Source organism: Kitasatospora sp. NBC_01560 (assembly GCF_045208415.1).
Taxonomy (GTDB): Bacteria; Actinomycetota; Actinomycetes; order Streptomycetales; family Streptomycetaceae; genus Kitasatospora.
Genome location: NZ_CP109364.1, coordinates 5,468,156 through 5,491,287, shown reverse-complemented (window position 1 = coordinate 5,491,287; position 23,132 = coordinate 5,468,156). Strand labels below are relative to the sequence as shown.

18 protein-coding genes and 1 tRNA gene are annotated in these 23,132 nt (G+C 74.8%); 12 read left to right on the top strand and 7 right to left on the bottom strand.

The features are described from left to right. Nucleotides 1-13: 13 nt before the first annotated feature. The gene (locus OH807_RS24035; RefSeq protein ID WP_406202368.1) at nt 14-838 is read left to right on the top strand and encodes a phosphatase PAP2 family protein; all 825 of its coding nucleotides are present in this window, start codon (nt 14-16) and stop codon (nt 836-838) included. Nucleotides 839-921: 83 nt separating this feature from the next. On the opposite strand, the gene OH807_RS24030 is transcribed toward OH807_RS24035, so the two are convergent. Continuing rightward, nucleotides 922-994 (bottom strand) — tRNA-Arg (locus OH807_RS24030). A 748-nt stretch (nt 995-1,742) separates the two neighbouring features. Here OH807_RS24030 and OH807_RS24025 point away from each other — a divergent pair. Continuing rightward, entirely contained in the window at nt 1,743-3,284 is a 1,542-nt protein-coding gene (locus tag OH807_RS24025; protein ID WP_406202366.1) for a glycosyltransferase family 39 protein, read from the top strand. 355 nt (nt 3,285-3,639) lie between these two features. Next, the gene (locus OH807_RS24020; protein WP_406202364.1) at nt 3,640-4,530 is read left to right on the top strand and encodes a YhjD/YihY/BrkB family envelope integrity protein; all 891 of its coding nucleotides are present in this window, start codon (nt 3,640-3,642) and stop codon (nt 4,528-4,530) included. Between the two features lie 200 nt (nt 4,531-4,730). On the opposite strand, the gene OH807_RS24015 is transcribed toward OH807_RS24020, so the two are convergent. Continuing rightward, complete coding sequence (locus OH807_RS24015; RefSeq protein ID WP_406202362.1) at nt 4,731-7,160, bottom strand: hypothetical protein; 2,430 nt, start codon at nt 7,158-7,160, stop codon at nt 4,731-4,733. A gap of 298 nt (nt 7,161-7,458) precedes the next feature. Between OH807_RS24015 and OH807_RS24010 the strand changes: the two genes are divergently transcribed. From OH807_RS24010 to OH807_RS24000, 3 genes are all read left to right on the top strand, one after another. Further along, nucleotides 7,459-8,205, top strand: a complete 747-nt coding sequence (locus OH807_RS24010; protein WP_406202360.1) for a GPP34 family phosphoprotein — start codon at nt 7,459-7,461, stop codon at nt 8,203-8,205. Nucleotides 8,206-8,822: 617 nt separating this feature from the next. Further along, on the top strand, nt 8,823-9,686 hold the full coding sequence (locus OH807_RS24005) for a helix-turn-helix domain-containing protein (protein WP_406202358.1): 864 nt from the start codon (nt 8,823-8,825) through the stop codon (nt 9,684-9,686). Beyond that, complete coding sequence (locus OH807_RS24000; RefSeq protein ID WP_406202356.1) at nt 9,683-9,892, top strand: DUF397 domain-containing protein; 210 nt, start codon at nt 9,683-9,685, stop codon at nt 9,890-9,892. Before OH807_RS24005 ends, OH807_RS24000 begins: the two co-directional genes overlap by 4 nt. Before the next feature lie 183 nt (nt 9,893-10,075). On the opposite strand, the gene OH807_RS23995 is transcribed toward OH807_RS24000, so the two are convergent. Next, the gene (locus OH807_RS23995) at nt 10,076-11,191 is read right to left on the bottom strand and encodes an ADP-ribosylglycohydrolase family protein (protein WP_406202354.1); all 1,116 of its coding nucleotides are present in this window, start codon (nt 11,189-11,191) and stop codon (nt 10,076-10,078) included. A 188-nt stretch (nt 11,192-11,379) separates the two neighbouring features. On the opposite strand from OH807_RS23995, the gene OH807_RS23990 reads away from it, so the two are divergent. After that, complete coding sequence (locus OH807_RS23990) at nt 11,380-12,492, top strand: tyrosine-protein phosphatase (RefSeq protein ID WP_406202352.1); 1,113 nt, start codon at nt 11,380-11,382, stop codon at nt 12,490-12,492. Between the two features lie 87 nt (nt 12,493-12,579). Here the strand turns inward: OH807_RS23990 and OH807_RS23985 are convergent, their stop codons facing one another. After that, complete coding sequence (locus OH807_RS23985; protein ID WP_406202350.1) at nt 12,580-15,153, bottom strand: bifunctional FO biosynthesis protein CofGH; 2,574 nt, start codon at nt 15,151-15,153, stop codon at nt 12,580-12,582. Between the two features lie 189 nt (nt 15,154-15,342). Here OH807_RS23985 and OH807_RS23980 point away from each other — a divergent pair, with 189 nt between their 5' ends. The 3 genes from OH807_RS23980 (at nt 15,343) to OH807_RS23970 (ending at nt 18,604) form a co-directional block, all read left to right on the top strand. Further along, complete coding sequence (locus OH807_RS23980) at nt 15,343-16,656, top strand: LolA family protein (RefSeq protein WP_406202348.1); 1,314 nt, start codon at nt 15,343-15,345, stop codon at nt 16,654-16,656. Nucleotides 16,657-16,809: 153 nt separating this feature from the next. After that, on the top strand, nt 16,810-17,742 hold the full coding sequence (locus tag OH807_RS23975) for an ABC transporter ATP-binding protein (RefSeq protein WP_406202346.1): 933 nt from the start codon (nt 16,810-16,812) through the stop codon (nt 17,740-17,742). Continuing rightward, on the top strand, nt 17,729-18,604 hold the full coding sequence (locus OH807_RS23970; RefSeq protein ID WP_406202344.1) for an ABC transporter permease: 876 nt from the start codon (nt 17,729-17,731) through the stop codon (nt 18,602-18,604). Before OH807_RS23975 ends, OH807_RS23970 begins: the two co-directional genes overlap by 14 nt. A 172-nt stretch (nt 18,605-18,776) precedes the next feature. On the opposite strand, the gene rarD is transcribed toward OH807_RS23970, so the two are convergent. Both rarD and OH807_RS23960 read right to left on the bottom strand, forming a co-directional pair. Then, a complete protein-coding gene (gene rarD / locus OH807_RS23965; RefSeq protein WP_406202342.1) occupies nt 18,777-19,787 on the bottom strand; it encodes an EamA family transporter RarD in 1,011 nt (336 codons plus the stop codon). Between the two features lie 206 nt (nt 19,788-19,993). After that, nucleotides 19,994-20,854: an SDR family oxidoreductase gene (locus OH807_RS23960; protein ID WP_406202340.1), complete on the bottom strand. Its 861-nt coding sequence runs from the start codon at nt 20,852-20,854 to the stop codon at nt 19,994-19,996. Nucleotides 20,855-20,991: 137 nt separating this feature from the next. On the opposite strand from OH807_RS23960, the gene OH807_RS23955 reads away from it, so the two are divergent. Beyond that, a complete protein-coding gene (locus OH807_RS23955; RefSeq protein ID WP_406211152.1) occupies nt 20,992-21,387 on the top strand; it encodes a winged helix-turn-helix transcriptional regulator in 396 nt (131 codons plus the stop codon). Between the two features lie 48 nt (nt 21,388-21,435). Here the strand turns inward: OH807_RS23955 and OH807_RS23950 are convergent, their stop codons facing one another. Beyond that, complete coding sequence (locus OH807_RS23950) at nt 21,436-22,182, bottom strand: helix-turn-helix domain-containing protein (protein ID WP_406202338.1); 747 nt, start codon at nt 22,180-22,182, stop codon at nt 21,436-21,438. A gap of 281 nt (nt 22,183-22,463) precedes the next feature. Between OH807_RS23950 and OH807_RS23945 the strand changes: the two genes are divergently transcribed. Next, a complete protein-coding gene (locus OH807_RS23945) occupies nt 22,464-23,129 on the top strand; it encodes a DUF4097 family beta strand repeat-containing protein (protein WP_406202336.1) in 666 nt (221 codons plus the stop codon). Nucleotides 23,130-23,132 lie beyond the last annotated feature (3 nt).

Below are 23,132 nucleotides of genomic sequence, written 5' to 3'. Positions count from 1 at the left end.
GAAGGTGTCAGCCATGCACCTGACCAAACGCTCGGCAAGCCTCACTCCGCGTAGTCGCCACCTGCTCCGGCACGCGGCGCTCGCGACCGGGTGCGCCCTGCTGTTCGGCATCCTCGCCGCCCTGGTGCAGACCGGCTGGCACCCGCTCGCCCGCCTCGACCACGCCTGGGTCGACGGCCTGCACCGCTACGCCCGGGACCACACCGCCACGACCGCCGCGGTGCAGACGTTCTCGGACATCGGCGGCACGATCACCATGCGGACGCTGCTCGGCATCGCCGCGGCGTGGCTCTGGCTGATCGGGGCGAGGGTCCTGGCCTGCTGGGTGGTGGCGCAGACGCTGGTCGGCTGGGGCGCGCAGTGGGCGTTCAAGCTCTCGTTCGGCCGTGAGCGGCCGTCCTTCCCCAACCCCGTCTCGCACGCCGGCGGCCCGGCCTTCCCCTCCGGGCACGCGATGGCCTCGGCCATCACCTGCGCCGTGCTGGTCGGGCTGTTCTGGTCGCAGGCCCGGCGCGGCGGGCGGATCGCCGCCGTCGCCGTCGCCGCACTGACCGTGCTGACGATCGGCTGGACGAGGATCGCCCTGGGAGTGCACTGGCCGAGTGACGTGCTGGGCGGGTGGCTGGCCGCCGGGATCGTGCTGGGCACCGTCACCGTCGCGGTCGAACTCTGGCGCCCCGGCGCCCTGGCCCGGGACATCCGGCGGGTGAACTGGCGCACCCGGCCCCGGGTGCAGCGCGTCCTGGCCTCCCCGAAGGATCCCTCCCCCGCCGGCCCGGGCCCGTACGACCCGGAGTTCGGGGAAGCCCCCGACCGCCCCGACGGCGCCATCGGCTGACTCGCCCCACCACGGACAAGGGCCGGCCCCGGGGATCACCCCGGGGCCGGCCCTTCGCTTGTCCGTCGCCGTGACGGGCACTGTGCCCCAGGCAGGATTCGAACCTGCGACACCGGCTTTAGGAGAGCCGTGCTCTATCCCCTGAGCTACTGAGGCGGGGTGCGTGCGGGCCGTGCCGAGGACCCAGCGGGTCGGTCTCGACGCGGAGCGACAAACACCTTGGCCGGACGGCACGGGCTGTGTCGGGGCCCTCCGCCGGGGAGGGTGTGGACACGGCACCGTCGGGATCGCCGTCGGACCGCAGACAGCCTACCGGATCGCGTCGTGGCAGCGGCGGCCTGCCGGACGGCGGCCCGGTCCGTCCGGCCTGACCTGCGGGTTCCGCCCCGGCGCGGGAGCGGCCGGGGGTCGGGAGGGGAGCCGGAGGGGAGCTGGAGAGGCGCGGAGGCCCTCCGCGCGTGGCGCCCGTCCCGACGGAGGCGGCCACAGCCCCCGAACGGCCGATCAAGTGACATGTCGTCACGCCGGCCCGTGCCGCGGGAGTTCCGGCCGAACGGTCGGACGACCTTCTCGACAGACGCATGCACGTCCGGGCCGGGCGGATCGCCCCGGCCCTGGCCCCGGTGGCCGGGCCGCTGCTCGCCGGCAGCGGCGCGACCGTGGCGATCGGGTGCACCCCCCCGACCCCAGCCCCTGCATCGACTCGGCGCCGGCACCGAACAACCGAAGAGACGGCCGACGCCGGTGGCGCCGCATCCCGTGGCATCACTGGCGTGTCCACGCCCAACGCCGGTGCCCGCGCCGCGCGGACGGCCCGGAGGGGCAACTGCCGACAGGACGTCAGGCGGAGTCCAGTAGCCTGCGAGGGACCGACCCCTCCGCGTACAACCACGAAGGCCGCCCGATGCCACCAGCTGCCCTCCCGGACCAGGCCCTCCGACTGCTGGGCCGGGTCTGGCTGTGGCCGGCGCTGGCCATGCTCTGCATCGGCGGGTACCGGCTCGGCACGCCGGAGCTCTGGCGGGACGAGGTGGCCACCTGGACGGCGGCCACCCGCCCGCTCGGCGATCTGCTCCGGCTGCTGCAGCACGTCGACGCCAGCAACGGCACGTACTACCTGCTGATGCACGCCTGGACGGTGGTGTTCGGCGACACCGCCGTCGCGCTGCGGCTCCCCTCGGTGCTGGCCATGGCCGCCGCGGCGGGGTTCGTGGCGCTCACCGCCCGGCGGCTGTTCGGCGGCCGGGTGGCCGGGATCAGCGCCGGACTGCTCTTCACCGTCGTCCCGCTGATCTCCCGTTACGCCCAGGAGGCCCGCTCGTACGCCCTGGTGACCTGCGCGGTCGCCGGGGCCGCGTGGTTCCTGCTGCGGGCCCTCGAACGGCCGTCCGTGGGCCGCTGGGCCCCGTACTGCGCGGCGATGGCGGTGGCCGGCGCCGGGCACCTGATCTCGTTCAGCACGATCGCCGGGCAGGCCGCCCTGGTGCTGCTGCACCTGTGGCGGACCCGCGGCGAGCCGCAGCGGCGGCTCCTCTGGCAGTACCCGCTGGCGGTCGCCGTGGCCGCCCTGCCGGTGGTGCCGGTGGTGGTGCTGGGCAGCAGCCAGTCCGGGCGGCAGCTGGGCTGGATCGGCAAGCCCACCTTCTACCAGCTGCGGCACTTCGGCGAGCCGCTGTTCGGCTCGGCCGGGGTGTTCCACGCCTTCGTCCTGCTCGCCCTGCTGGTGCTGCTGCTGCCCGGGCGGCGGCTGCCCGCGCTCCAGCTCCTGCTGCTGGCGGTGACGCCGGTGGTGGCCGTCTGGCTGGTGTCCCGCGGCAGCACCTCGTACTTCGTGGACCGGTACCTGCTGTTCACCGTCCCGGCCTGGGCCGCACTGGCCGGCGGCGGGGTGCGCGCGGTGTACACGACGGTCGCGGCGGCCGCCCGGCGCAGCCGGACCCCGGGGCAGGTCCGGGCCGCCGGAGCCCTGCTGGCGGTCGGGCTGCTGGCGGTGCCCGCCCTGGTGGCACTGCCCCAGCAGTCCTCCGTCCGGTACGCGGGCTCGCACTCGTACTCCCGCGAGCCGTACCGGGCGGCGGCCGAGCTGATCGCGGCCGGTTACCGGCCCGGGGACGGCATCGCCACGCCGCTCGGCAACCAGAGCTGGGCGATGGTCGGGACGGGCATCTCCTACTACCTGCCGCCGGACGTCCGCCCGTACCCGGTGTTCGTCCAGCACAGCGCCGTCCAGGCGGAGGACCTCTTCCCCGCCGCCTGCCCGCAGCCGGACGACTGCGTGGGCCAGGGGCAGCGGATATGGCTCCTGGTGCTCGGGGACACCGCCGAACCGCTCGCCGCCATGCCCGGCGACCAGGCCCGGGCCCTGCGCTCCCGCTACGGCGCCCCCGGCCTCGTGACGCCCCTCGGCGGCGTCACCCTCGCCCTCCTGGACCGCACCGCCCGCTGACGGTCGCCGCTCCCCGCCCGGCGCCCGGTGGCGGCGGGGCCGCTGCCCCGGGCCGCCCCCGGATGCGGGGGCGTGGGGGGCGGGCGACCATGGAGCCCGGTGATCCGGGTGTCTCCGCCCGGCCGCCCGGAGCTCCCGCCCGCGCCTGCGCCGCAGGCGGCCGGTGCGCCCCGGTGGCCGCGGTGCCGGCCCCGGGCCCGGGCGGCGCGAGGCGGAGGTGGGAGTCCATGCGGAGCAGCGGCGACCGTTGGCAGCGCCGCGGGGTGCCCACCCCTGGAGCCCCGGCAGCGCCCGGCGCCCGGGCGGCCCCGGTGGGCGGCCGGGGAACGAGCGCCGGGCCCGGGGGGACGGGCGCGTGAGCGGGCATCCGGGCGGGCGGAAGGAGCGGTGGAAGCGCCGGTCGGCGGAGGCGGCGCAGTTCGCCCGCGTGCTGCCCGAGCAGGTGCCGCTGGTCGGGCGGGCGCTCGGGCAGCTGCTGCGGGTGAACCTGCTGGACTGCGCCACCCGGTTGGCGGCACAGGCCTTCCTGAGTGCGCTGCCCGCGTTGTTCGTGCTGGCCGTGTTCGCCCCGGCCGCGATCCGGGACGGCGTGGTGACCACGCTCCGCCAGGAGCTTGGCCTGCAGGGCTCGGCCCAGCAGTCGGTGCAGCAGCTGCTGGACACCGGCAAGGAGTCGGAGACCGGCTTCGGCGTGATCGGCGCGGTGGTGACCCTGCTCTCGGCGACGGCGCTGAGCCGGGCCATGCAGCGGGTCTGCGAGCGCTGCTGGGAGCTGCCGAAGTCCGGGACACGGCTGGCGGCCTGGCGGTGGCTGGTGTGGCTGCTGATCTGGGTGGTCGCCCTGACCTTCCAGGCACCGGTGCGGGACGGCTTCGGCCAGGGGGCCTGGCTGGGGATCCCGCTGACCTACCTCACCTCGGGGGCGATGTGGTGGTGGACGCAGCACCTGCTGCTGGCCGGCCGGGTGCGCTGGCTGCCGCTGCTGCCCGGGGCGCTGCTCTGCGCGGCGGGCGTGGTGGGTCTGGGGGTGGCGGCGCGGGTCTACCTGCCGCACGCGATGTCGCGCAGTGTGACGCAGTTCGGGCCGTACGGGGTGGTCTTCACCGGCCTCTCCTGGCTGATCGTGCTGTTCGCCGCGTTGACGCTGGCGATCGCCCTGGGGCGGGTCGTCTCCGAGGAGCCGCCGATGGCGGAGTGGCTGGGCAGCCGGACCGCTCCGGGGCGCTGGGGCAGCGACCGGTTCTGACCGGCCGCCGCCGTCGGCCCCGCGTGCGCGGCGGTGGGGCCGACGGGCCCGGAAACGCCGCGGGCCCGGAAACGCCGCGGGCCCGGGAACGCCGACGGCCCCGGAAACGCCGACGGAGCGGGGCGGCGGCCGGTCCGGCGTCCCGCTCCGTCCGCGCTGCGCGGCTCCCGGCGGCGCTGCCACCGGGAGCCGCCGGGTGCTCAGAGCATCCGGGTGAGGCGGTCCAGGATCGACGGCGGTGCCAGGTCGGACTGGAGGACGACCGGGACCTCCACCTTGTTGTCGCCCGCGCCGACGCTCAGCACGCCGACCTGCGTCCCGGCCTTGGCGCTGTGGCCGGTCTTCGCCGGGGCCAGCGTGAGCGTGCCGGAGATGCCGGGGAACCCGGCCGCGACGAGGTCCGCGCCCGCGACCACCGGGACGGTACCGCCGAGGCCGTCGTCGACCCGGGCGACGACGTCGCCCTGCTTGGCCAGGGTCTGCCCGGTGACGCCGTTCTGCGCGGCCTGCATCTGCTTCCCGCTGACCTTCAGCACCGTCGGGAGGATCCCGTCGCCGGGGGCCGCGGAGGTGGCCTGCTGGCCGAGGGTCACCCCGAGGATCAGCCGCTTCACGCCGGCGATCTCCTTGTACGCGGCCCACATCAGGCAGCCTCCGGCCGGGGTGCTGGAGCCGGTCTTGACCCCGATGATCCCGGTCTTCGCGTTGATCAGGTTGTTGGTGTTGGAGATCTTCTGGTTGTTGAAGGTGGTGTCCGGGCTCGACACGATCTGCCGGAAGATCTCGTCCTGCATCACCTGCTCGGCCAGCTTCAGCTGGTCCTTCGCGGTGCTCTTGGTGTCCGGGCTGAAGCCGGCCGGGTCGGTGTAGGTGGTGTTGGTCATGCCGAACTTGGCGGCGGTGTCGTTCATCTTCTTGACGAACGCGTCCTCCGAGCCGACGTCCCAGCGGGCCAGCAGGCGGGCCACGTTGTTGGCCGAGGGGAGCATCAGCAGCTCCAGCGCCTGGTACTGGGTGAGCTGCTGGCCCTCGGTCAGGGTGACCCGGGACTCGTCGACGTTGCCGGACTCCTGGGCGGCCTGCTTGTCGACGGTGATCTTCGGGCCGCTCTCGCCCTTCTTCAGCGGGTGCGCCTGGAGGATCAGGTAGGCGTTCATCACCTTGGTGACGCTGGCGATCGAGGCCGGCGTCTCCGGGCCGGAGCTGCCGAGGCTGCCCACGCCGACCACCTCGGCGGCGGACTGGCCCTTGGCCGGCCAGGCCAGGTCGAGCGGGTCACCGCCGAAGCTGAAGCTGCCCGCGGCGGTCAGCCTGACCTCGGCGTCCGGCAGCGGGCGGAGCAGCTGGGCGACGGCCACCGCGCCGAGCACGACGGCGAGGAAGAGCGTCCAGATGGTGATCCGCTTGAGCGCGCGGCGCAGCGGCGAGACCGGGCGGGCGTTGAGCGCCGCCAGCACGTCCATCGCCTCGGCCGTCGTCGCCGGGCCGAGCATCGGCTCGGTGATGCGCAGCGGGTCGGGGGCGGGCACGGGCTCGGTGACGGCCGTCGCCGCGGCACGGGGGCGCGACGCGGTGGCGCCCCGGGGCTCGGCGGCGGGCAGCGGCTCCGGCTCGGGCAGCGGCGGGGCCGGCGGCATCGGCTTCGGGTCCGGCACGGGGAGCGGCTCGGGGGCCGGCTCCGGCTCCGGCTCCGGCGCGGGGGCGGGCTCCGGCAGCGGCTCCGGACCGGGCTCCGGCTCGGGCAGCGGGCGCGGCTTCGGGGGCTCGGGGACGCTGCCCCCGGCGGGGGCGGCGGCGAGGGCGGCGGCGGCCCCCGGGGGGAGCGGGGTCGTGGGGAGGGACTTCGCCGGCCGGGGCTGCGGCTCCGCGGTGCGCGGCTCCGCCGGCTCCTCGGCCTTCGCCGGATCCTCCGCCGCCTTCGCCGGACCCTCGGCCTCGGCCGCCTTCTGCTCGGGCTTCCGCGCCGGCTCCGGCTCGGCGTCCCCTGCCGCCCGGTCGGCTGCCGGCTCCTCCGACGGCTCCTCCGACGACTTCTCGGACGACTTCTCGGACGGCTTCTCGGACAGTGGCTCCGGCTGCGGCTCCGACGGCGACTCCTGCGCCGTCCGCTCCACCTTCTCCGCCTGCTCCGCCTTCTCCGACGCGGACTCCCCGGCCGGCGCGGCCGTCCGAAGCGCGAGACGCGGGTCGGCGACGGCCGGGCGGGCGGGGGTCCCGGCGGGGGCCTCCGCGGCGGCCCCGCCCTTCGCCGGCGTGCTGCTCGCGGAGTCACCGGACCGGCCGCCGGCAGCAGGCTCGCCGCTGCCGGGGGTGGGCGTGGTGAGCTCCGGAGGCAGCCGCAGGGCAGTGGTCGCGTTGTCGACGGGGAGCCGGAGCATCGTGGTCCTGCTGTCCACATCCCGGACCCGGAGCTGCACGGTGGAGCCGGCCCGGACCGGCCCGGCGGACTCCCCGGCCGGGCGGCCCCCGGCCCCCTCCGAGGCGTCGGCCGCCTCGACGGCCGCGGCGTCGGGAGCGTCGTCGACGGTCTCCCCGGACCCGCCGTCGACGCCCGCCGGACGGTCCCGTTCCCCGTCCCGCTCCCGCGCCCGCTCGCCGTCCCGCAGCACCCTGTCGGGGGACTCGCCCACGTAACCCAGCCTCCTCAACGCCCGGCGGGGCATCGGCAGACCCGATTTCGGGAAGCCGACGCCCCGCCCCGTGTACCTGTACAGTCTCCGCCACCGGTGGCCGTTCCGGCCGACCACACCCCGCCCGACCGGCGCTTATTGCCGCCGCACGGTCTCGTCACAACCTGTTCACCGGTCAGACGCCGGGCCCTGCGCCGCCGGTTCCCCGTCTCGTACGCAAGGTCACGATTCGGAGGCGTACTCGACAAGCCCGTGTGAGAGGCGTCACGCTGTTTCCCATCCACGCGGGGAGGCTTGGATGGGCAAGAGTCGCAGAACTATTCCCGAGGAACTCCTGCTGCTCGCCTTGGACCCGACCACGGGCACCACGGCGCAGCCGCAGACCCTCGACCTCGGACTTGCCGGGGCCCAGCTCGTCGAGCTGTCCCTGGCCGGACGGATCGTCCCGGAGGGCGACCGGATCGCCGTGGTGCTACCACGGCCGACCGGCGACCCGACACTGGACCACGCGCTCGAACTGCTGCGCCGACGCGGCAGTCCGGTACGCGCGGCGCACTGGATCGGCGGGCCCCGACTGGGGCTTCGGCAGACCTATCTGGCGCACCTGGAGAGGTGCGGCATGGTCACGGCCGTGCCGGGCCAGGTGTGCGGGGTGCTTCCGACGACGCGCTATCAGGCGTCCGACGACTGCACCAACGCCGCGATCAAACAGCGGTTGGACACCGCCATCCGCACCGGCGTTCCGCCGGACCCGCGGACGGCGGCGCTGGCCGCGCTGGCCCACGCGGTCGGGTTGGGCAAGCACCTGTACCCCGGCAACGAGGGCCGGTCCTCACGGTCGCGCCTGCGCGACCTGATCCGGTACGACCCGCTGGGCGGGATGGTCGCGCACGCCGTCATGGACGTGCAGAACGGCCTGCCGGCCCAGCAGAATCGTTCTGCCCCGGGCGGTGCCCCTGCCGGGCCCGCGCATGCCGGACGGCCCACCGTGGGCCGCGCCGGAGCCGGTGGCCGGATCGTGGCGCCCCGGGTGGGCGTGCGCTGACCCGGCCCGGCCGGCACCGGGCACCACCGGCACGCGAGCAGTAACGGCACGGCCGCACGACCAGCACGTGAGTACCACCGGCGGGTGCGCACGACCGGCACCCGGGCCGGGCAGCACGACGGCCGGCAGCACACCGCCGCCCGGCAGGCACCATCGGCCGGCAGCGCCGGACCCGCGCACCACCCGGCGCTCACCGCGCCGCTCGCGCCGCCACCCGGCGGTGAGCAACCAGCAGCACGGAGGGGCGGTCGCCCGCGACGGAAGTCGCCGGGCGGCCGCCCCTCCGCCGTCCCCGGAAGGCGGCCGGGACCCAGGCCGAGCCCGGCCCGGACCGCCTCCGCACGTGCCACCAGCACATGTGCGGGCGCCGGCGGCGCCCGCACCCCCGTCCCAGTACCACCGGATCGAGCCGTATCGCCGCCCTACCACTCGGAGGCGTCCGCCGTCTCGCAGAAGCGCTTTTCCGATGATCTGTTCTACTGCGCTCCTGTGATTCCCCGGCGCCGACCTGATCCAAGGTGACATGCTGCTCAAAGTCAGGGGGGTTGGTCCCAATTTCCACAGTGTTCCGAGGACTGCCGTTCCAACGATCACCAGAGGTCCGGCCGGAGGTCGACGTGTCCGCGAACATCAATCCCACCGTGCGTCGCAGGCGCCTCGGCTCCGAACTGCGCAAGCTGCGCGAGGGCCTGGCCATGACGGCGGAGGAGGTGGCCGGCCGGCTGATGGTCTCCCAGTCGAAGATCAGCCGGCTGGAGAACGGGCGCCGCAGCATCAGCCAGCGCGACGTCCGCGACCTCTGCGACGTCTACAACGTGACCGACGACGCGATGCGCGCCAGCCTGATGGAGATGGCCCGGGAGTCCCGGCAGCGCGGCTGGTGGCACGACTTCAACGACATGCCGACCCCGTACAGCGTCTACATCGGCCTGGAGGCCGAGGCCTCCTCGATCCGCGCGTACGAGTCCTCCTTCGTCCCCGGCCTCCTGCAGACCGAGCAGTACGCCCAGGCCGTGGTCGAGGGCACCCAGCCGGACACCGACGCGCTCTCCGTGCAGCGCCGGGTGCAGGTCCGGATGAAGCGCCAGGACCGGGTGAACGGCGAGAACCCGCTCGGCAGCCTCTGGACCGTCATAGACGAGGCGGTACTGCGCCGCGAGGTCGGTAGCAAGGCGGTGATGGCCGATCAGCTGAAGCACATGCTGGAGCTGAGCCAGCGCCCCAACATCACGATCCAGGTGATCCCCTTCTCCAAGGGCGCCCACCCCGGCATGACCGGGACATTCTCCCTGTTGGAGTTCCCCGAGTCAGCCGATTCGACGGTTGTCTACTTCGAAGGGGTGACGAGCGATCTCTACCTGGAGAAGGACGCGGACGTCCGCCGCTATACCAGTCTCTACGACCACCTGCGGGCGGCGGCGCTCGGGGTGGCCGAGAGCCGGACACTGATAGCCGACATTGAAGAGGGATACCACGTATGAGCACCACCTTCGAGAACGGGACGGTCTGGCGGAAGAGCAGCCACAGCGGCGGCAACGGCGCCTGTGTGGAGATCGCGACGCCGGCCGGGGGCGCGGTGGCGGTCCGGGACTCCAAGGACCCACGGGGTCCGCAGTTGCAGTTCTCCGCCGAAGCCTGGAACGCCTTCGCCGAGGCCGCCGGGGCAGGGGTGTTCGGCGGCTTCTGATCCGTATCCGCCGTTCTCGGCCCGGTTGCCCGTAGCGCCGGCCGCCGCCTCCCCCGGCGGTGGCCCCCGCTGCGGGCAACGGCATGTCGGCGGCCGGGCAACGTGCGCGGCCGGGGCGCATCGGGAGTCAGGGCGCATCGGCAGTCGGGGCATGCCGGCAGTCGGGGCGCGCCGGACGCGGCCTCAGCCCAGGACGGGGTAGCGCGCCGACCAGGCGGCGCCCTCCACGGTGTCCGGCCCGTGCAGCTCCGGCCCGTGCATCAGCTCCAGCACGAAGTCGTCGGCCAGCTCCAGCACCGCCCCGCGCCCCTCCAGACCGGCCACCAGGCCGGGTGGCAGCGCGGTGTCCCCGTGCAGCACCCCGAGCAGGTTGCCGCAGATCGCACCGGTGGAGTCGCTGTCCCCCGAGTGGTTCACCGCGAGCAGCAGCCCCGAGCGGATGTCGTGGGCAACCAGCGCGCAGTACACCCCGATCGCCAGTGCCTCCTCGGCGACCCAGCCCTCCCCCAGGGCCTCGACCCGCTCCGCGGACGGCTCCCCGGCCCGTACCGCGTCGAGCGCGCCGCGCAGTGCGGCCGTGGTCTCCTCGTGGCCCGGCCGCTCGGAGAGCAGCGCCAGCGCCAGGTGGACGCCCTCCTCCAGCGTGCCGCCGCGGGCCGCGGTCTGGACGATCACCGCGAGCGCGCCGGCCGAGAGGTAGCCGGTCGGGTGGCCGTGCGTCAGCACCGAGCACTCCACCGCCAGCTGGAAGACCAGGCCCGGCTCCCAGGTGGCGAGCAGCCCGAACGGCGCCGCCCGCATCACCGTGCCGCACCCCTTGGAGTGCGGGTTCTTGGGCGCGTCCAGGGTGCCCAGGCGCTCCGCGTCCGGGCCGGAGAGGCCGGAGAGGCAGGCCTGGCCGGGGGCGCGCTGGGCGTAGAGCCACTCCTCGCGGCCGAGCCAGCCGAGGTCGGCCCGGCGCTCGTCCGGCCCCCAGTCCCGCTGGGTGGCGGACCAGCGCAGGTAGGCGAGGTGGAGATCGGTCGGCGGGTGCCAGCTGCCGGTGTCCCGGCGGATGTGCGCCCGGATCAGCCCGTCGACGGTGAACAGCACCATCTGGGTGTCGTCGGTGACGGCGCCGAGCCGCCCGTAGGCGGGGACGTAGCCGGTGACGCCCTGCGGGCCGTGCGCCGCACGGATCTTCTCCAGGGAGTCGAACTCGATGCCCGCACCGAGCGCGTCGCCGATCGCGCCGCCGAGCAGACAGCCCCGCACCCGGCTGCGGAAGTCCTGCTGCTGTGCGCGTGACCACAGAGGCATCACGACGGGGCGCCTTTCGTCCGGGGAGCGGTCCGCGCGCCACTGGGCCGGTCGCGCGCCCTCGCACTGTATTCGAATGGCCGAACAAGTCGAGGGGCTGCCCGGAACACCAGTCTTCAACAAAATGTTGCTGATGCGCCATGCGGCGGCCACGGACCGCCACCCGGGGCTGCCTACCGTCCGGGGCCATGACCATCTCCCGCACCCGCCTGGCCACCGCGCTCGCCCTGACCGGCGCGCTGACCCTCGGCACCCCGGCGCTCGCCGTCGCCGCCCCGGCCGGCTCCCCCGCCCCGGCCGCCGCCGCGCACAGCGCGCGCGCCGTCCCGTTCACCGCCGCCACCGCCACCCAGCAGGCCGACGGCAGCTTCACCCTCACCTGGACCGCCCCCGGCACCCGTGCCGTCACCGTCTACGCCGGCACCGACCCGGAGGACGTCCGCCGCCGCAAGCCCGTCGCCAAGGGCGCCGGCACCGCCACCGTGACCGTCACCGGCCTGGCCGCCGCCGACCGCTGGTACTTCGAGCTCGTCCCGGACGGCGGCGCGCCGCTGGTCGTCGCCGACCGCTCGCTGCACCTCGCCTCCGCCCCCAACTTCCGTGACGCGGGCGGCTACCGCACCACCGACGGCCACTGGGTCCGGATGGGCGTGGTGTACCGCTCCGGCGACCTCTCGAAGCTCACCGAGCAGGACCTCGCCAAGCTGCGCCGCCTCGGCATCCGCACCGTCTTCGACCTGCGCACCCCCGCCGAGCAGAAGACCGCCCCGGACCGGATCCCGGCCGGCGCCACCGCCGTGAGCGCCAACGTGCTCGGCGTCGACAACACCGGCGCGTTCAACGTCACCACCCCGCAGGCCGCCGTCCAGGCCATGGTCGACGCCGAGCGGACGATGGTCTCCGCCGACAGCGCGAAGTCCGCGTACCACGCGGTGCTCAACTCCCTGGTGGAGCGCGACGACGAGAACGTGCTCTTCCACTGCACCGCCGGCAAGGACCGCACCGGCTGGGCCTCGGCCGCCCTGCTGACCGCGCTCGGCGTGCCGCGCGAGAGCGTCGAGGCCGACTACCTCGCCAGCAACACCTACCGGGCCGCCGAGAACGCCGCCGTCCTGGCCCAGCTGCCGCCCGCCTACCAGGCCGTCTACAAGCCGCTGCTGGACGTCCGGCCGGAGTACCTGAACGCGGGCTTCGACGAGGTGCAGCAGAAGTTCGGCTCCTTCGACGCCTACCTGAAGTCCGGCCTCGGGCTGGACCAGCGGGACCTCCGCGACCTGCGCAGCCAGCTGCTCGTCGGCTGACGCGCCCGGGCGCCGCGGGCCGTCACGACCCGGCCGTCACGACCCGGCCGTGACGGCCCGCGGCGCGCGGCCCGGGCTCCCCAGGAGTCAGTCGAGGACCGGCAGCAGCTCCGGCAGGTGCCCGTCCGAGGCCAGCGCCGCGGCCCGGCGCTCCTCCGGCACCTCGCCGTAGGTGGTGGTGCGCTGCCGGTGCGGCCGGCCCGCCGCCTCGGCGATCGCCCGGAGGTCCCGGACCGACTTGTAACTCCCGTACGCCGAACCGGCCATCCGCGAGATGGTCTCCTCCATCAGCGTGCCGCCGAGGTCGTTGGCGCCCGAGCGGAGCATCTCGGCCGCGCCCTCGGCGCCCAGCTTCACCCAGCTGGTCTGGATGTTGGGGATGTGCGGGTGCAGCAGCAGCCGGGCCATCGCCACCACCGCGCGGTTGTCCCGGGCGGTCGGCCCGGGCCGGGCGATGCCCGCCAGGTAGACCGGCGCGTTGGTGTGGACGAACGGCAGGGTGACGAACTCGGTGAAGCCGCCGGTGCGCTGCTGGATCTCCGCGAGCAGCCGCAGGTGGCCCAGCCAGTGCGCCGGGGTGTCCACGTGCCCGTACATCATGGTGGACGAGGAGCGGATGCCCAGCTCGTGCGCGGTGCTGACGACCTCCACCCAGGTCGCGGCCGGCAGCTTGCCCTTGGTGAGCACCCAGCGCACGTCGTCGTCCAGGATCTCGGCGGCCGTGCCCGGGATGGTGTCCAGGCCCGCCTCCTTGGCCTGCTGGAGCCAGTCCCGGATCGAGAGGCCCGTCCGGGTCGCGCCGTTGACGACCTCCATCGGCGAGAAGGCGTGCACGTGGATGCCGGGCACCCGCTTCTTCACCGCCCGCGCGATGTCGAAGTAGGCGGTGCCGGGCAGGTCCGGGTGGATGCCGCCCTGCATGCAGACCTCGGTGGCGCCGACGTCCCAGGCCTGCGCGGCCCGGTCGGCCACCTGCTCCAGCGAGAGGGTGTAGGCGTCCGCGTCGGTGCGGCGCTGCGCGAAGGCGCAGAACCGGCAGCCGGTGTAACAGACGTTGGTGAAGTTGATGTTCCGGGTGACGCAGTAGGTGACGTCCTCGCCGACCGCGTCGCGGCGCACCGCGTCGGCGATCCGGCAGAGCGCGTCCAGGGCCGGGCCGTCCGCGTGGAAGAGCGCGAGCGCCTGGTCGTCCGTCAGCTTCCGCGGGTCGTCGGCCGCCACCGCCAGGGCGCCGCGGAGGTCCCCCGCCAGCCGCTCCGGGGCGCCCTGGGCGAGCACCTGCTCGCGCAGCACCTGCCAGTCCCCGTAGACGTCCTCGAAGTCGGCCCGGCGGTCGCCGGTGCGCCCTTCGGTGTCGATGGTGGCGTGCAGGTCCGTCCGCCCGTACGAGGCGGGCAGGTCCTCGGGCTCCTGCCAGGGCAGGCCGCGGACCACCGCGTCCGGGCGGGCCAGGCCGGTCTGCGGGTCGGACAGCGCGCGGACGTGCGGCAGCACCCGCGGGTCCAGCCAGGGCTCGCCGTGCCGGACGTACTCGGGGTAGACGGCGAGGCGCTCGCGGAGCTCGAAGCCGGCCGCCGCGGACCGCTCGGCGAGCCGGTCGATCTGCGGCCACGGGCGCTCGGGGTTGACGTGGTCGGGCGTCAGCGGCGAGACGCCGCCCCAGTCGTCGATCCCGGCGCCGATCAGCCGCTCGAACTCGCCGTCCACCAGGTTCGGCGGCGCCTGGAGGCAGGCGGACGGGCCCATCAGGTGCCGGGCGACGGCCACGGTGGCGACCAGCTCGTCCAGTTCGGCGTCGGGCATGCCGCGCATCGCCGTGTCCGGCTTGGCGCGGAAGTTCTGCAGGATCAGTTCCTGGATGCCGTGGTAGGCGCGGGAGACCTTGCGCAGCGCGAACAGCGAGTCCGCGCGCTCCTCGTACGTCTCGCCGATGCCGATCAGCAGGCCGCTGGTGAACGGCACCGAGCTGCGCCCGGCGTCCTCCAGCACCCGCAGCCGGACGGCCGGCTCCTTGTCGGGCGAGCCGTGGTGCGGGCCGCCGGGCTCGCTCCACAGCCGGGTGGCGGTGGTCTCCAGCATCATGCCCATCGAGGCCGAGACCGGCTTGAGCCGCTGGAAGTCCGTCCAGCTCAGCACCCCGGGGTTGAGGTGCGGGAGGAGTCCGGTCTCCTCCAGGATGCGGATCGACATCGCCCGGACGTAGGCGACGGTGTCGTCGTAGCCGTGCGCGTCCAGCCACTCGCGGGCCTCCGGCCAGCGGTCCTCCGGCTTGTCGCCGAGCGTGATCAGGGCTTCCTTGCAGCCCAGTTCGGCTCCCCGGCGGGCCACCTCCAGCACCTCGTCCGGCGACATGAACATCCCGTGCCCGGCCTTGCGGAGCTTGCCGGGGACGGTCACGAAGGTGCAGTAGTGGCACTTGTCGCGGCAGAGCCGGGTGAGCGGGATGAAGACGCTCTTGGAGTAGGTGATGACGCCCGGCCGGCCGGCCGCCAGCAGGCCCGCGTCACGCACCCGGGCGGCGCTCGCGCAGAGGTCCTGAAGGTCCTCGCCTCTGGCCTGGAGCAGCACCGCAGCCTCGGCCGCGTCCAGCGCGACACCGTCCCGGGCACGGCGCAGGGCACGCCGCATCGCGTTCGCAGTCGGGGGGAAGGTTCCGTCCATGGCGCGACACTACGCCAGGTCTCGTACATCCGGAGTACGTGACCCTGAGGGTCTCTCAGGGTCGGATGGGCCACGAGTCCTACCCCGATCTGGCCCTGCAGGGCGATGCCCCGGCCGGGCCGGGGCCTTGTAATGGAGGACAGCGGCGCACAGCGGCGACCGGTCACGGCAACGGGAGGGTTTGACGCGATGACGGACGACACGGCGGGCGAGCAGTACGAGGGCGGGGGCGCACCCTATCGGGCGGGGCGGCGCACCGCGGTGCGGGTGGCGGTACCGGTGGCGGTGGCGGCGGTGATCGCCGCGGGGGTCGGCCTGGTGCCGGCGCTCGCGGCCGACTCCCCGCCGGACCTGCCGACGCTGACGGCGGAGCAGGTGGTGGCGAAGGCCCTCGGCTCGGAGGCGCAGACGCTCTCGGGCACGGTCTCGGTCTCGGCCGACCTGGGCGTGCCGAGCCAGCTGCTGGCCGCCGCGGGTGCGGGCGGCGCGGCGGCGGCCGGCGGCGTCGCCCCGGGCGGGCCGGGCTCGTCCGGTGGTTCGGAGGGCTCGAACGGCTCCGGGTCGTCCGCGGCCGCGCCGGAGGCCAAGCTGGCCCAGCTGCTCGGCGGCGACCACACCCTGCGGGTCGCGGTGGACGGCCCCGACCGCCAGCGGATCGGGCTGATCGAGCAGCTCGCCGGCTACGAGCTGGTCCGCAACGGCGACCAGGTCTGGGCCTGGGACAGCTCCAGCAACGAGGCCGTCCACCTGACGGCCCCGCAGGGCACCCGGCCCGACCACCGGGAGGGCCGGCCGCCGCTGACCGGGGTGCCGGCCACCCCGCAGGAGGCCGCCCGCCAGTTCCTCGCCGCGGGCGCGGGCACCACCGCCGTCACGGTGGACGGCACCGCGACCGTGGCCGGGCAGAAGGCGTACCAGCTGAGCGTGAAGCCCACCCAGTCCGGCTCGACCATCGGCGAGGTCCGGATCGCGGTGGCCGCCGACAACGGCGTGCCGCTGGCGGTGCTGGTCAAGGGCGCCGACGGCGGCAAGGTGCTGGACGTGCACTTCACGGAGGTGTCCTTCGCCCAGCCCGCCGCCAAGACCTTCGACTTCACCGTGCCCAAGGGCGCCAAGGTGACGGAGCAGAAGGCCGCGCCGAACGCGAAGGCCCCGTCCGGGGACGGCGCCGGCCCGGCGGGCAAGGCGGGCCGGGCGGGCACCGCGGCCGAGGGCCTGAACGTGATCGGCGAGGGCTGGACGGCGGTGCTCAGCACCACGCTGCCCAGCGGCGGCGACGCGGCCGGCCCCGCCAACGCCGAGGGCGGGCACGGCAAGCACGGCAAGGGCGGCCCGGCCGCGCTGCAGAACCCGCTGGCGCTGGCGAAGTCGCTCGGCAAGCCGGTCCAGGGCGGCTCGCTGATCAGCACCAAGGTGCTGAACGTGCTGGTCACCGACGACGGCCGGGTCTTCGCGGGCGCCGTGACGCTGCCGGTGCTGCAGAGTGCGGCCGGGGTGAAGTAGGTGACCAAGGCTCCCGTAACGGGGGACGTTACGGAGCCGGCCGGGGGGCCGGGCGCCGCACTGCGCCCGGCCCCCGTGGCCGTTCCCCGCGTCACCCCGCCCAGCGCGTCCACCGCTTCCGCTGTCCCGACGACGTCCGGCGCGTCCGAGGACGTGATCAGGACCCGCGGCCTGACCAAGCGCTTCCGCGGCGGCCAGCTCGCCGTCGACGGGCTGGACCTGACCGTCCCCCGCGGCTCGGTGTTCGGTTTCCTCGGGCCCAACGGCTCCGGCAAGACCACCACCATCCGGATGCTGATGGGCCTGATCGCGCCCACCGCCGGCACGGCCACCGTGCTCGGCGAGCCGATGCCGCAGTCCGTCGGGTCGGTGCTGCCCCGGGTCGGCGCCCTGATCGAGGGCCCGGCCCTGTACGGCTTCCTCTCCGGCCGGGACAATCTGGCGCGGTTCGACGCGGCCGATCCGACCGCCGACCCGCGCACCCGGCAGCGGCGGGTCACCGAGGCGCTGGAGCGGGTCGGCCTGACGGCCGCCGCGGGCAAGAAGGCCCGGGCGTACTCGCTCGGTATGAAGCAGCGGCTCGGCCTGGCCTCGGCTCTGCTCCAGCCGCGCGAGCTGCTCGTCCTGGACGAGCCGACCAACGGCCTCGACCCGCAGGGCATGCGGGAGATCCGGGCGCTGGTCCGCGAGGTCGCCGCCGAGGGGACGACGGTCTTCCTCTCCTCGCACCTGCTGGACGAGATCGAGCAGGTCTGCACCCACGCCGCGGTGATGTCGCGCGGCCGGCTGGTGGTGCAGGGCACCGTCGCCGAACTGGCCGCCCGCGCCCAGGGCCGGCTGGTGGTCCGCACGCCGGACGTGGCGAAGGCCGCCGAAGTCCTGGCCGCGCACGGGGTGGCCGGTGTGCAGCCGGGCGACGGCCAGGTGGAGGGCGAGCCGGCCGGACCGGCCGAGGACGTCCTGCCGGCGCTCTGCGCGGCGCTGGTCGCCGCCGGGGTGCGGGTGCACGGCTTCGGCGTGGAGCGGGGCACGTTGGAGGACGCCTTCGTGGCGCTGACCGGGGAGGGCTTCGATGTCGCGGGCTGAACTGCTGGAGGCCCCGGTGGCCGGGCGGCGGCCGCAGACGGCGGCCGGCTTCCTGTCGCTGTTCCGCAGCGAGATGCTGCTGACCTTCCGCCGGGTGCGCACGATGGTGCTGCTGGGGATCCTGGCGATGCTGCCGGTGCTGATCGGCGTGGTCGTCCGGATCGAGACGGACGGGCCGCGCGGCGGCGGGGGCCCGGCCTTCATCGCGCAGGTGACGCAGAACGGGCTCTTCCTGGTCTTCACCGCGCTCGCCGTCTCGCTGCCGATCTTCCTGCCGATGACGGTCGGCGTGGTCGCCGGGGACTCGGTGGCCGGCGAGTCGGCCGGCGGCACGCTGCGCTACCTGCTGGTCGCCCCGGCCGGCCGGACGCGGCTGCTGGCCGCCAAGTTCGTCGCCGGGCTGACGTTCTGCCTGGCCGCGACGGTGACGGTCGCGCTGTCGGCGCTGGCCACCGGTGCGGCGCTGTTCCCGCTCGGCGATGTCACGCTGATCTCCGGCGAGACGATCGGGCTGGGCCCGGCCCTGCTGCGGGCGGTGCTGGTTGCCGCCGTGGTGGCCGCCTCGCTGGCCGGTCTGGTCGCGATCGGGCTCTTCATCTCGACGCTCACGGGCAGCGGCATCGCGGCGATGGCCGCCACCGTCGGCCTGGTGATCACCGTCCAGATCCTCGACAGCTTCCCGCAGCTGCACGCGATCCAGCCGTTCCTCTTCACCCACCACTGGCTGAGCTTCGGGGACCTCCTGCGCGCACCGATGTACTGGGACGGCGTACTGAAGAACCTCGGGCTCCAGGCGGCGTACGTGGCCGTCTTCGGCTCAGCCGCGTGGTCGCGGTTCACCAGCCGGGACATCACCGCGTAGGCGGCCGGGGTCGCCGCGCAGGCGGCCCGGGCGCGGTGCGGCCCGCCGCCGACGGGGTCGGGGGCGGGCCGGGACAGCGGGTCCAGCAGCGGGTCTCAGCAGCCGGCCGGCGCGAGCGTCGGCGGGTGCGAGCCGGTCAGCCGGTGCGGGCCGGTCGGCGGGTCCGTGCCGGTCAGCTGGTGCGGGCCGGGGCCGGGTCGGCCACCGGTGCGCCGGTCGGCGCCGCCGGGGCTGCGGCCCGGTCCGCTCGGGCGAGGGCGGCGGCGCGCGCCACCCGGTCGGCGTGCACCCGGTGCAGCGCGTCCCAGGTGAGCACCGCCAGCGCGGCCCACACCAGGGCGAAGCCGGCCCAGCGGGCGGGCGGCATCGACTCGTGGAAGACGGCGATGCCGATCAGGAACTGGAAGACCGGCGCCAGGTACTGGAGCAGCCCCAGCATGGTGAGCGGCACCCGGACGGCCGCCGCGCCGAAGCACAGCAGCGGGACGGCGGTGATCACGCCGCTGAGCACGAGCAGCCCCGAGTGCCCCCAGCCGTACTGGCCGGCCACGGTGTGCCCGAAGGTGCCGCGCCCGCTGACCTCCAGGTAGATCAGGTACCCGAGGGCGAACGGGAACATGAAGGCGCTCTCGGCCGCCAGGCTCTCCAGCCCGCTCAGCCCGACCTTCTTCTTCAGCAGGCCGTAGGTGGCGAAGGAGAGGGCGAGGGTCAGCGCGATCCAGGGCAGCCGCCCGTAGCCGATCGTCAGCACGGCGACCGCGAGGGCGCCGATCCCGACGGCGGCCCACTGCGCCACCCGGAGCCGCTCCTTCAGCAGCAGGACGCCGAACGCGATGGTCACCAGCGGGTTGATGAAGTAGCCGAGGCTGGTCTCCACCACGTGCCCGGCGTTGACGCCCCAGATGTAGACGCCCCAGTTGACCGAGATCACCGCGGCGGCGGCACCCAGCATGGCGAGCCGGCGCGGCTGGCGCAGCAGCGGGCGTATCCAGCCCCAGTGCCGCTGGGCGACCAGCAGCAGCACCACCGCGACCAGGGACCAGACCATCCGGTTGGCCAGGATGTCGTCGGCGGCGCCCGGCTCCAGCAGCGGCCAGAACAGCGGGAACAGCCCCCACATGCCGTACGCGGCGAAGCCGTACCAGAGGCCTCTGCCGGCCTCCTGCTGGGTTGTCTCTGCCATCGACGGCCTGCCCTCCGCGCGCACGTGTGTCGAGCCGACGGTAGCGGGCGCGGGGGCGGGCTGTCATCTCCGTCTCACGTTTTTGGTCATGACAGGACCGCGACCGGGACGCCCGGCCCGGACACCCGGGCGGGGCGTCCGGGCGGGGCGTCCGGGTCGGGCGTCAGGGGCGGGCGTCAGGGTCGGGCTCCGGCCGGGTGCCCGGGTCAGGCGCCGAGCGCCGCCCGCACGCTCTCCGCCAGCGGGCGGGTCGGACGGCCGATCAGGCGGGCGAGGTCCCCCGGGGTGCCGGCCAGCTCGCCGCGGGCGATACCGGCGTCCACGTCCACCAAGGCCTCCGCGAAGCCCACCGGCAGACCCGCGCCGACCAGCACCTCACGGTGCTCGGCCGGGGTCACCTCGCGGTGCACGACGGGCCTGCCCGAGGCCTCGGCCAGCTCGGCCGCCAGCTCCGGCAGGCTCCACGCCGCGTCGCCGCTCAGCTCGTACACGGTGTCGGTGTGGCCGCTCTCGTCGCCCTCGGCGAGCAGCACGGCGACCGCCGCGTCGGCGTAGTCCTGCCGCGGGGCGCTGGCCACCCGGCCGTCGCCGGCGCTGCCGACCACGACGCCGCGGGCCACCGTGCCGGCCGCGTCGCCCAGGTAGTTCTCGGTGTACCAGCCGTTGCGGAGGAAGGAGAACGGCAGACCGGACGCGCGGATCGCCGTCTCCGTCGCCCGGTGCTCGTCGGCGAGGCGGAAGGTCGCCGCGCCCGGCGCACTGGTGTACGCGAGCAGGGCGACCCCGGCGGCGCGCGCCGCCTCGATCACGGCGGTGTGCTGCGGGATCCGGCGGCCGACCTCGCTGCCGGAGATCAGCAGGACGCGGTCCCCGGCCGCGAAGGCGCCGGCCAGGCTCTCCGGCCGGTCGTAGTCGACCACCCGGACGGTCACGCCGCGCTCGGCGAGGTCGGCGGCCTTCCCGGCGGAGCGGACGGCCACCGCGACCTCGCTCGCGGGCACCTTGGCCAGCAGGCCCTCGACGACCAGACGGCCGAGCTGTCCGGTGGCACCGGTGACGACGTACATGGTGATGCTCCCTCGTTCGGTTGACGCGGCCCCGCGGTCTCGCGGTCCGGTGTCTCGTTGACCTCGCAACCAACCCTAGGGACGGTACTAACTTTCCGAAAGTACGCACTTCGAAGTACGGTACTGATATGCAGGTAATGAGCCAGGCCGAGCCCGCACCGCTGCGCGAACTGCCCCCGCCGGACGTCTTCGACCGGATGTGCCCGTCCCGCGGCGTGCTGGAGCACGTCACCAGCCGCTGGGGCGTGCTGGTGCTGGGCGCCCTGAACGAACGCGGCTACCGCTTCAGCGAGCTGCGCCGCCGGGTCTCGGGGGTGAGCGAGAAGATGCTCGCGCAGACCCTCCAGACCCTGGAGCGCGACGGCTTCGTCCTCCGCGAGGCCCACCCCGTCATCCCGCCGCGGGTCGACTACAGCCTCACCGACCTGGGCCGGGAGGCCGCGCAGCTGGTCGCCGCGCTCGCCCACTGGTCCGAGGAGCGCGTCCCCGCCGTCCTCTCGGCCCGCACCGAGTACGACGACCGGCCCCGCTGAGCCCACTCCCCCGGCCCGCACCGGCCCGCACCGACCGCCGCCGCCGGATCAGCCCGTGGGTGCCCCGGGCGCCGCACGGAGGGCGTCCCGGGCCTGCTCCGCGGCGCGCAGGATGCTGCCGCCGACGACGTCCCCGAGGCGCGCGATGCCCTCCAGCCGGGCCGCGGCCGGGCTGCCGGGCCCGAGGACGCCGACGCCCCGCCGTACGGTCGCGGCGACCAGGGCGACGCCGTGCGCACCGGCGATCGCCGACCGGTGCCAGACGCCGTCGTCGAGCACGTAGCGCTCGCGGCGGCGTCCGTCGCGCTCCCGGCGGACGAAGCCGTGCCCGTCGAGGAACGCCACCGCCTTGGAGACGGACGCCGGGCTGACCCGTAGGCGCAGGGCGAGCTCCGACGCGGTGAGGCTGCCCGCGTCGGTGGTGAGCAGACAGGCCAGCACCCGGGCGGCCATCCCCGGCAGGCCCTGGTGCAGCAGCAGGGCCGCCAGCTCCTCCCCGTACGCGCGCACCGCCCCGTCGTCGCGCCCCTGACCCTGCCCCTGCGCCTGCGCCTGCGCCTGCGCCTGCGCCGACCCGCGCGGCGCGCTGCCGCGGGGCCGGCGGGCCCGGCGTTCGGCGGCGAGCTGGGCCCGGTCGGCCCGGTAGGCGGCCGGGCCGCCGTTGCGCCGCACCTCCCGCGTGACCGTCGAGGCGGGGCGGCCGAGGCCCCTGGCGATCTCCGCGCAGGAGAGGCCGGCGGCCACTCCCAGAGCGATCTGCCGGCGCTCCTGCCGGCCGAGCCTGACTCCCGGCACCGCGATCCCCTCTCCGCGCTCCCCGCTGTCGTGCGGCCCACAGCTCCCACACCCCGAGCCCGCCGCCCCGAGCCCGGCGCCGCGGCCCCGAGCATAGCGTTCACCGCCACTCCATTGCAACGAACGCACAGCTGTCATTGCGTTAGATATAGCTCCATTGCAATGATTACACGCATCTGACCTGCTGTTATTCAGTCTCATCGCAACAAGCATCTTGAAGGATTCTTGAATGCAACGTAGCTTTTCCATCATCAGAAACGCCAAGCAGACAGGTGAGCACGATGCAGAAGTTCGACACCACCGCCCCGATCACCACCGTCCTCGACATCCCCGCGGGCCACGTCCGCCTCATCGCCTCGGACCGCACCGACACCACCGTCGAGGTCCGCCCCGCGGACGCCGCCAAGGGCCGCGACGTGAAGGCCGCGGAGCAGACCACCGTCGAGTACCGCGACGGCGTCCTGCGGATCGCGACGGCCGGCCCCAAGGGCCAACTGTTCGGCTCCTCCGGCTCCCTGGAGATCACCGTCCAGCTGCCCGCCGGCTCCAACGTCGAGGCCACGGCCACCGCCGCCGAGCTCCGCGTCGTCGGCCGCCTCGGCGACATCGCCTTCGAGGGCGCGTACCGGCAGATCGAGATCGACGAGGCCGCGAGCCTCCGCCTCACCGCGGTCGACGGCGACGTCGAGATCGGCCGGCTGGGCGGCCCGGCGACGATCAGCACCGCACGCGGCGACATCCGGATCACCGAGGCCGTGCGCGGCGCGGTCGTACTCAGCACGCAGTCGGGCGACATCAGCGTCGGCGCCGCCCCCGGCGTCTCCGCGGCCCTGGACGCCGGGACGGGCCACGGCCGGATCAGCAACGGCCTCCGCAACGACGGCACCGCCGAGCTCGACATCCGCGCGACCACCCCCCACGGCAACATCACCGCCCGCAGCCTCTGAGGA

Excerpts from the sequence above, each read along its gene's own strand:
- OH807_RS23995 (WP_406202354.1), bottom strand. The coding sequence starts at position 11,191 with ATGCCTCTGTGGTCACGCGCACAGCAGCAGGACTTCCGCAGCCGGGTG.
- OH807_RS23985 (WP_406202350.1), bottom strand. The coding sequence starts at position 15,153 with ATGGACGGAACCTTCCCCCCGACTGCGAACGCGATGCGGCGTGCCCTG.
- OH807_RS23970 (WP_406202344.1), top strand. The coding sequence starts at position 17,729 with ATGTCGCGGGCTGAACTGCTGGAGGCCCCGGTGGCCGGGCGGCGGCCG.
- OH807_RS24000 (WP_406202356.1), top strand. The coding sequence starts at position 9,683 with ATGAGCACCACCTTCGAGAACGGGACGGTCTGGCGGAAGAGCAGCCAC.
- OH807_RS24010 (WP_406202360.1), top strand. The coding sequence starts at position 7,459 with ATGGGCAAGAGTCGCAGAACTATTCCCGAGGAACTCCTGCTGCTCGCC.
- OH807_RS23980 (WP_406202348.1), top strand. The coding sequence starts at position 15,343 with ATGACGGACGACACGGCGGGCGAGCAGTACGAGGGCGGGGGCGCACCC.
- OH807_RS23990 (WP_406202352.1), top strand. The coding sequence starts at position 11,380 with ATGACCATCTCCCGCACCCGCCTGGCCACCGCGCTCGCCCTGACCGGC.
- OH807_RS24035 (WP_406202368.1), top strand. The coding sequence starts at position 14 with ATGCACCTGACCAAACGCTCGGCAAGCCTCACTCCGCGTAGTCGCCAC.
- OH807_RS24025 (WP_406202366.1), top strand. The coding sequence starts at position 1,743 with ATGCCACCAGCTGCCCTCCCGGACCAGGCCCTCCGACTGCTGGGCCGG.
- OH807_RS23960 (WP_406202340.1), bottom strand. The coding sequence starts at position 20,854 with ATGTACGTCGTCACCGGTGCCACCGGACAGCTCGGCCGTCTGGTCGTC.
- OH807_RS23955 (WP_406211152.1), top strand. The coding sequence starts at position 20,992 with ATGAGCCAGGCCGAGCCCGCACCGCTGCGCGAACTGCCCCCGCCGGAC.
- OH807_RS23945 (WP_406202336.1), top strand. The coding sequence starts at position 22,464 with ATGCAGAAGTTCGACACCACCGCCCCGATCACCACCGTCCTCGACATC.
- rarD (WP_406202342.1), bottom strand. The coding sequence starts at position 19,787 with ATGGCAGAGACAACCCAGCAGGAGGCCGGCAGAGGCCTCTGGTACGGC.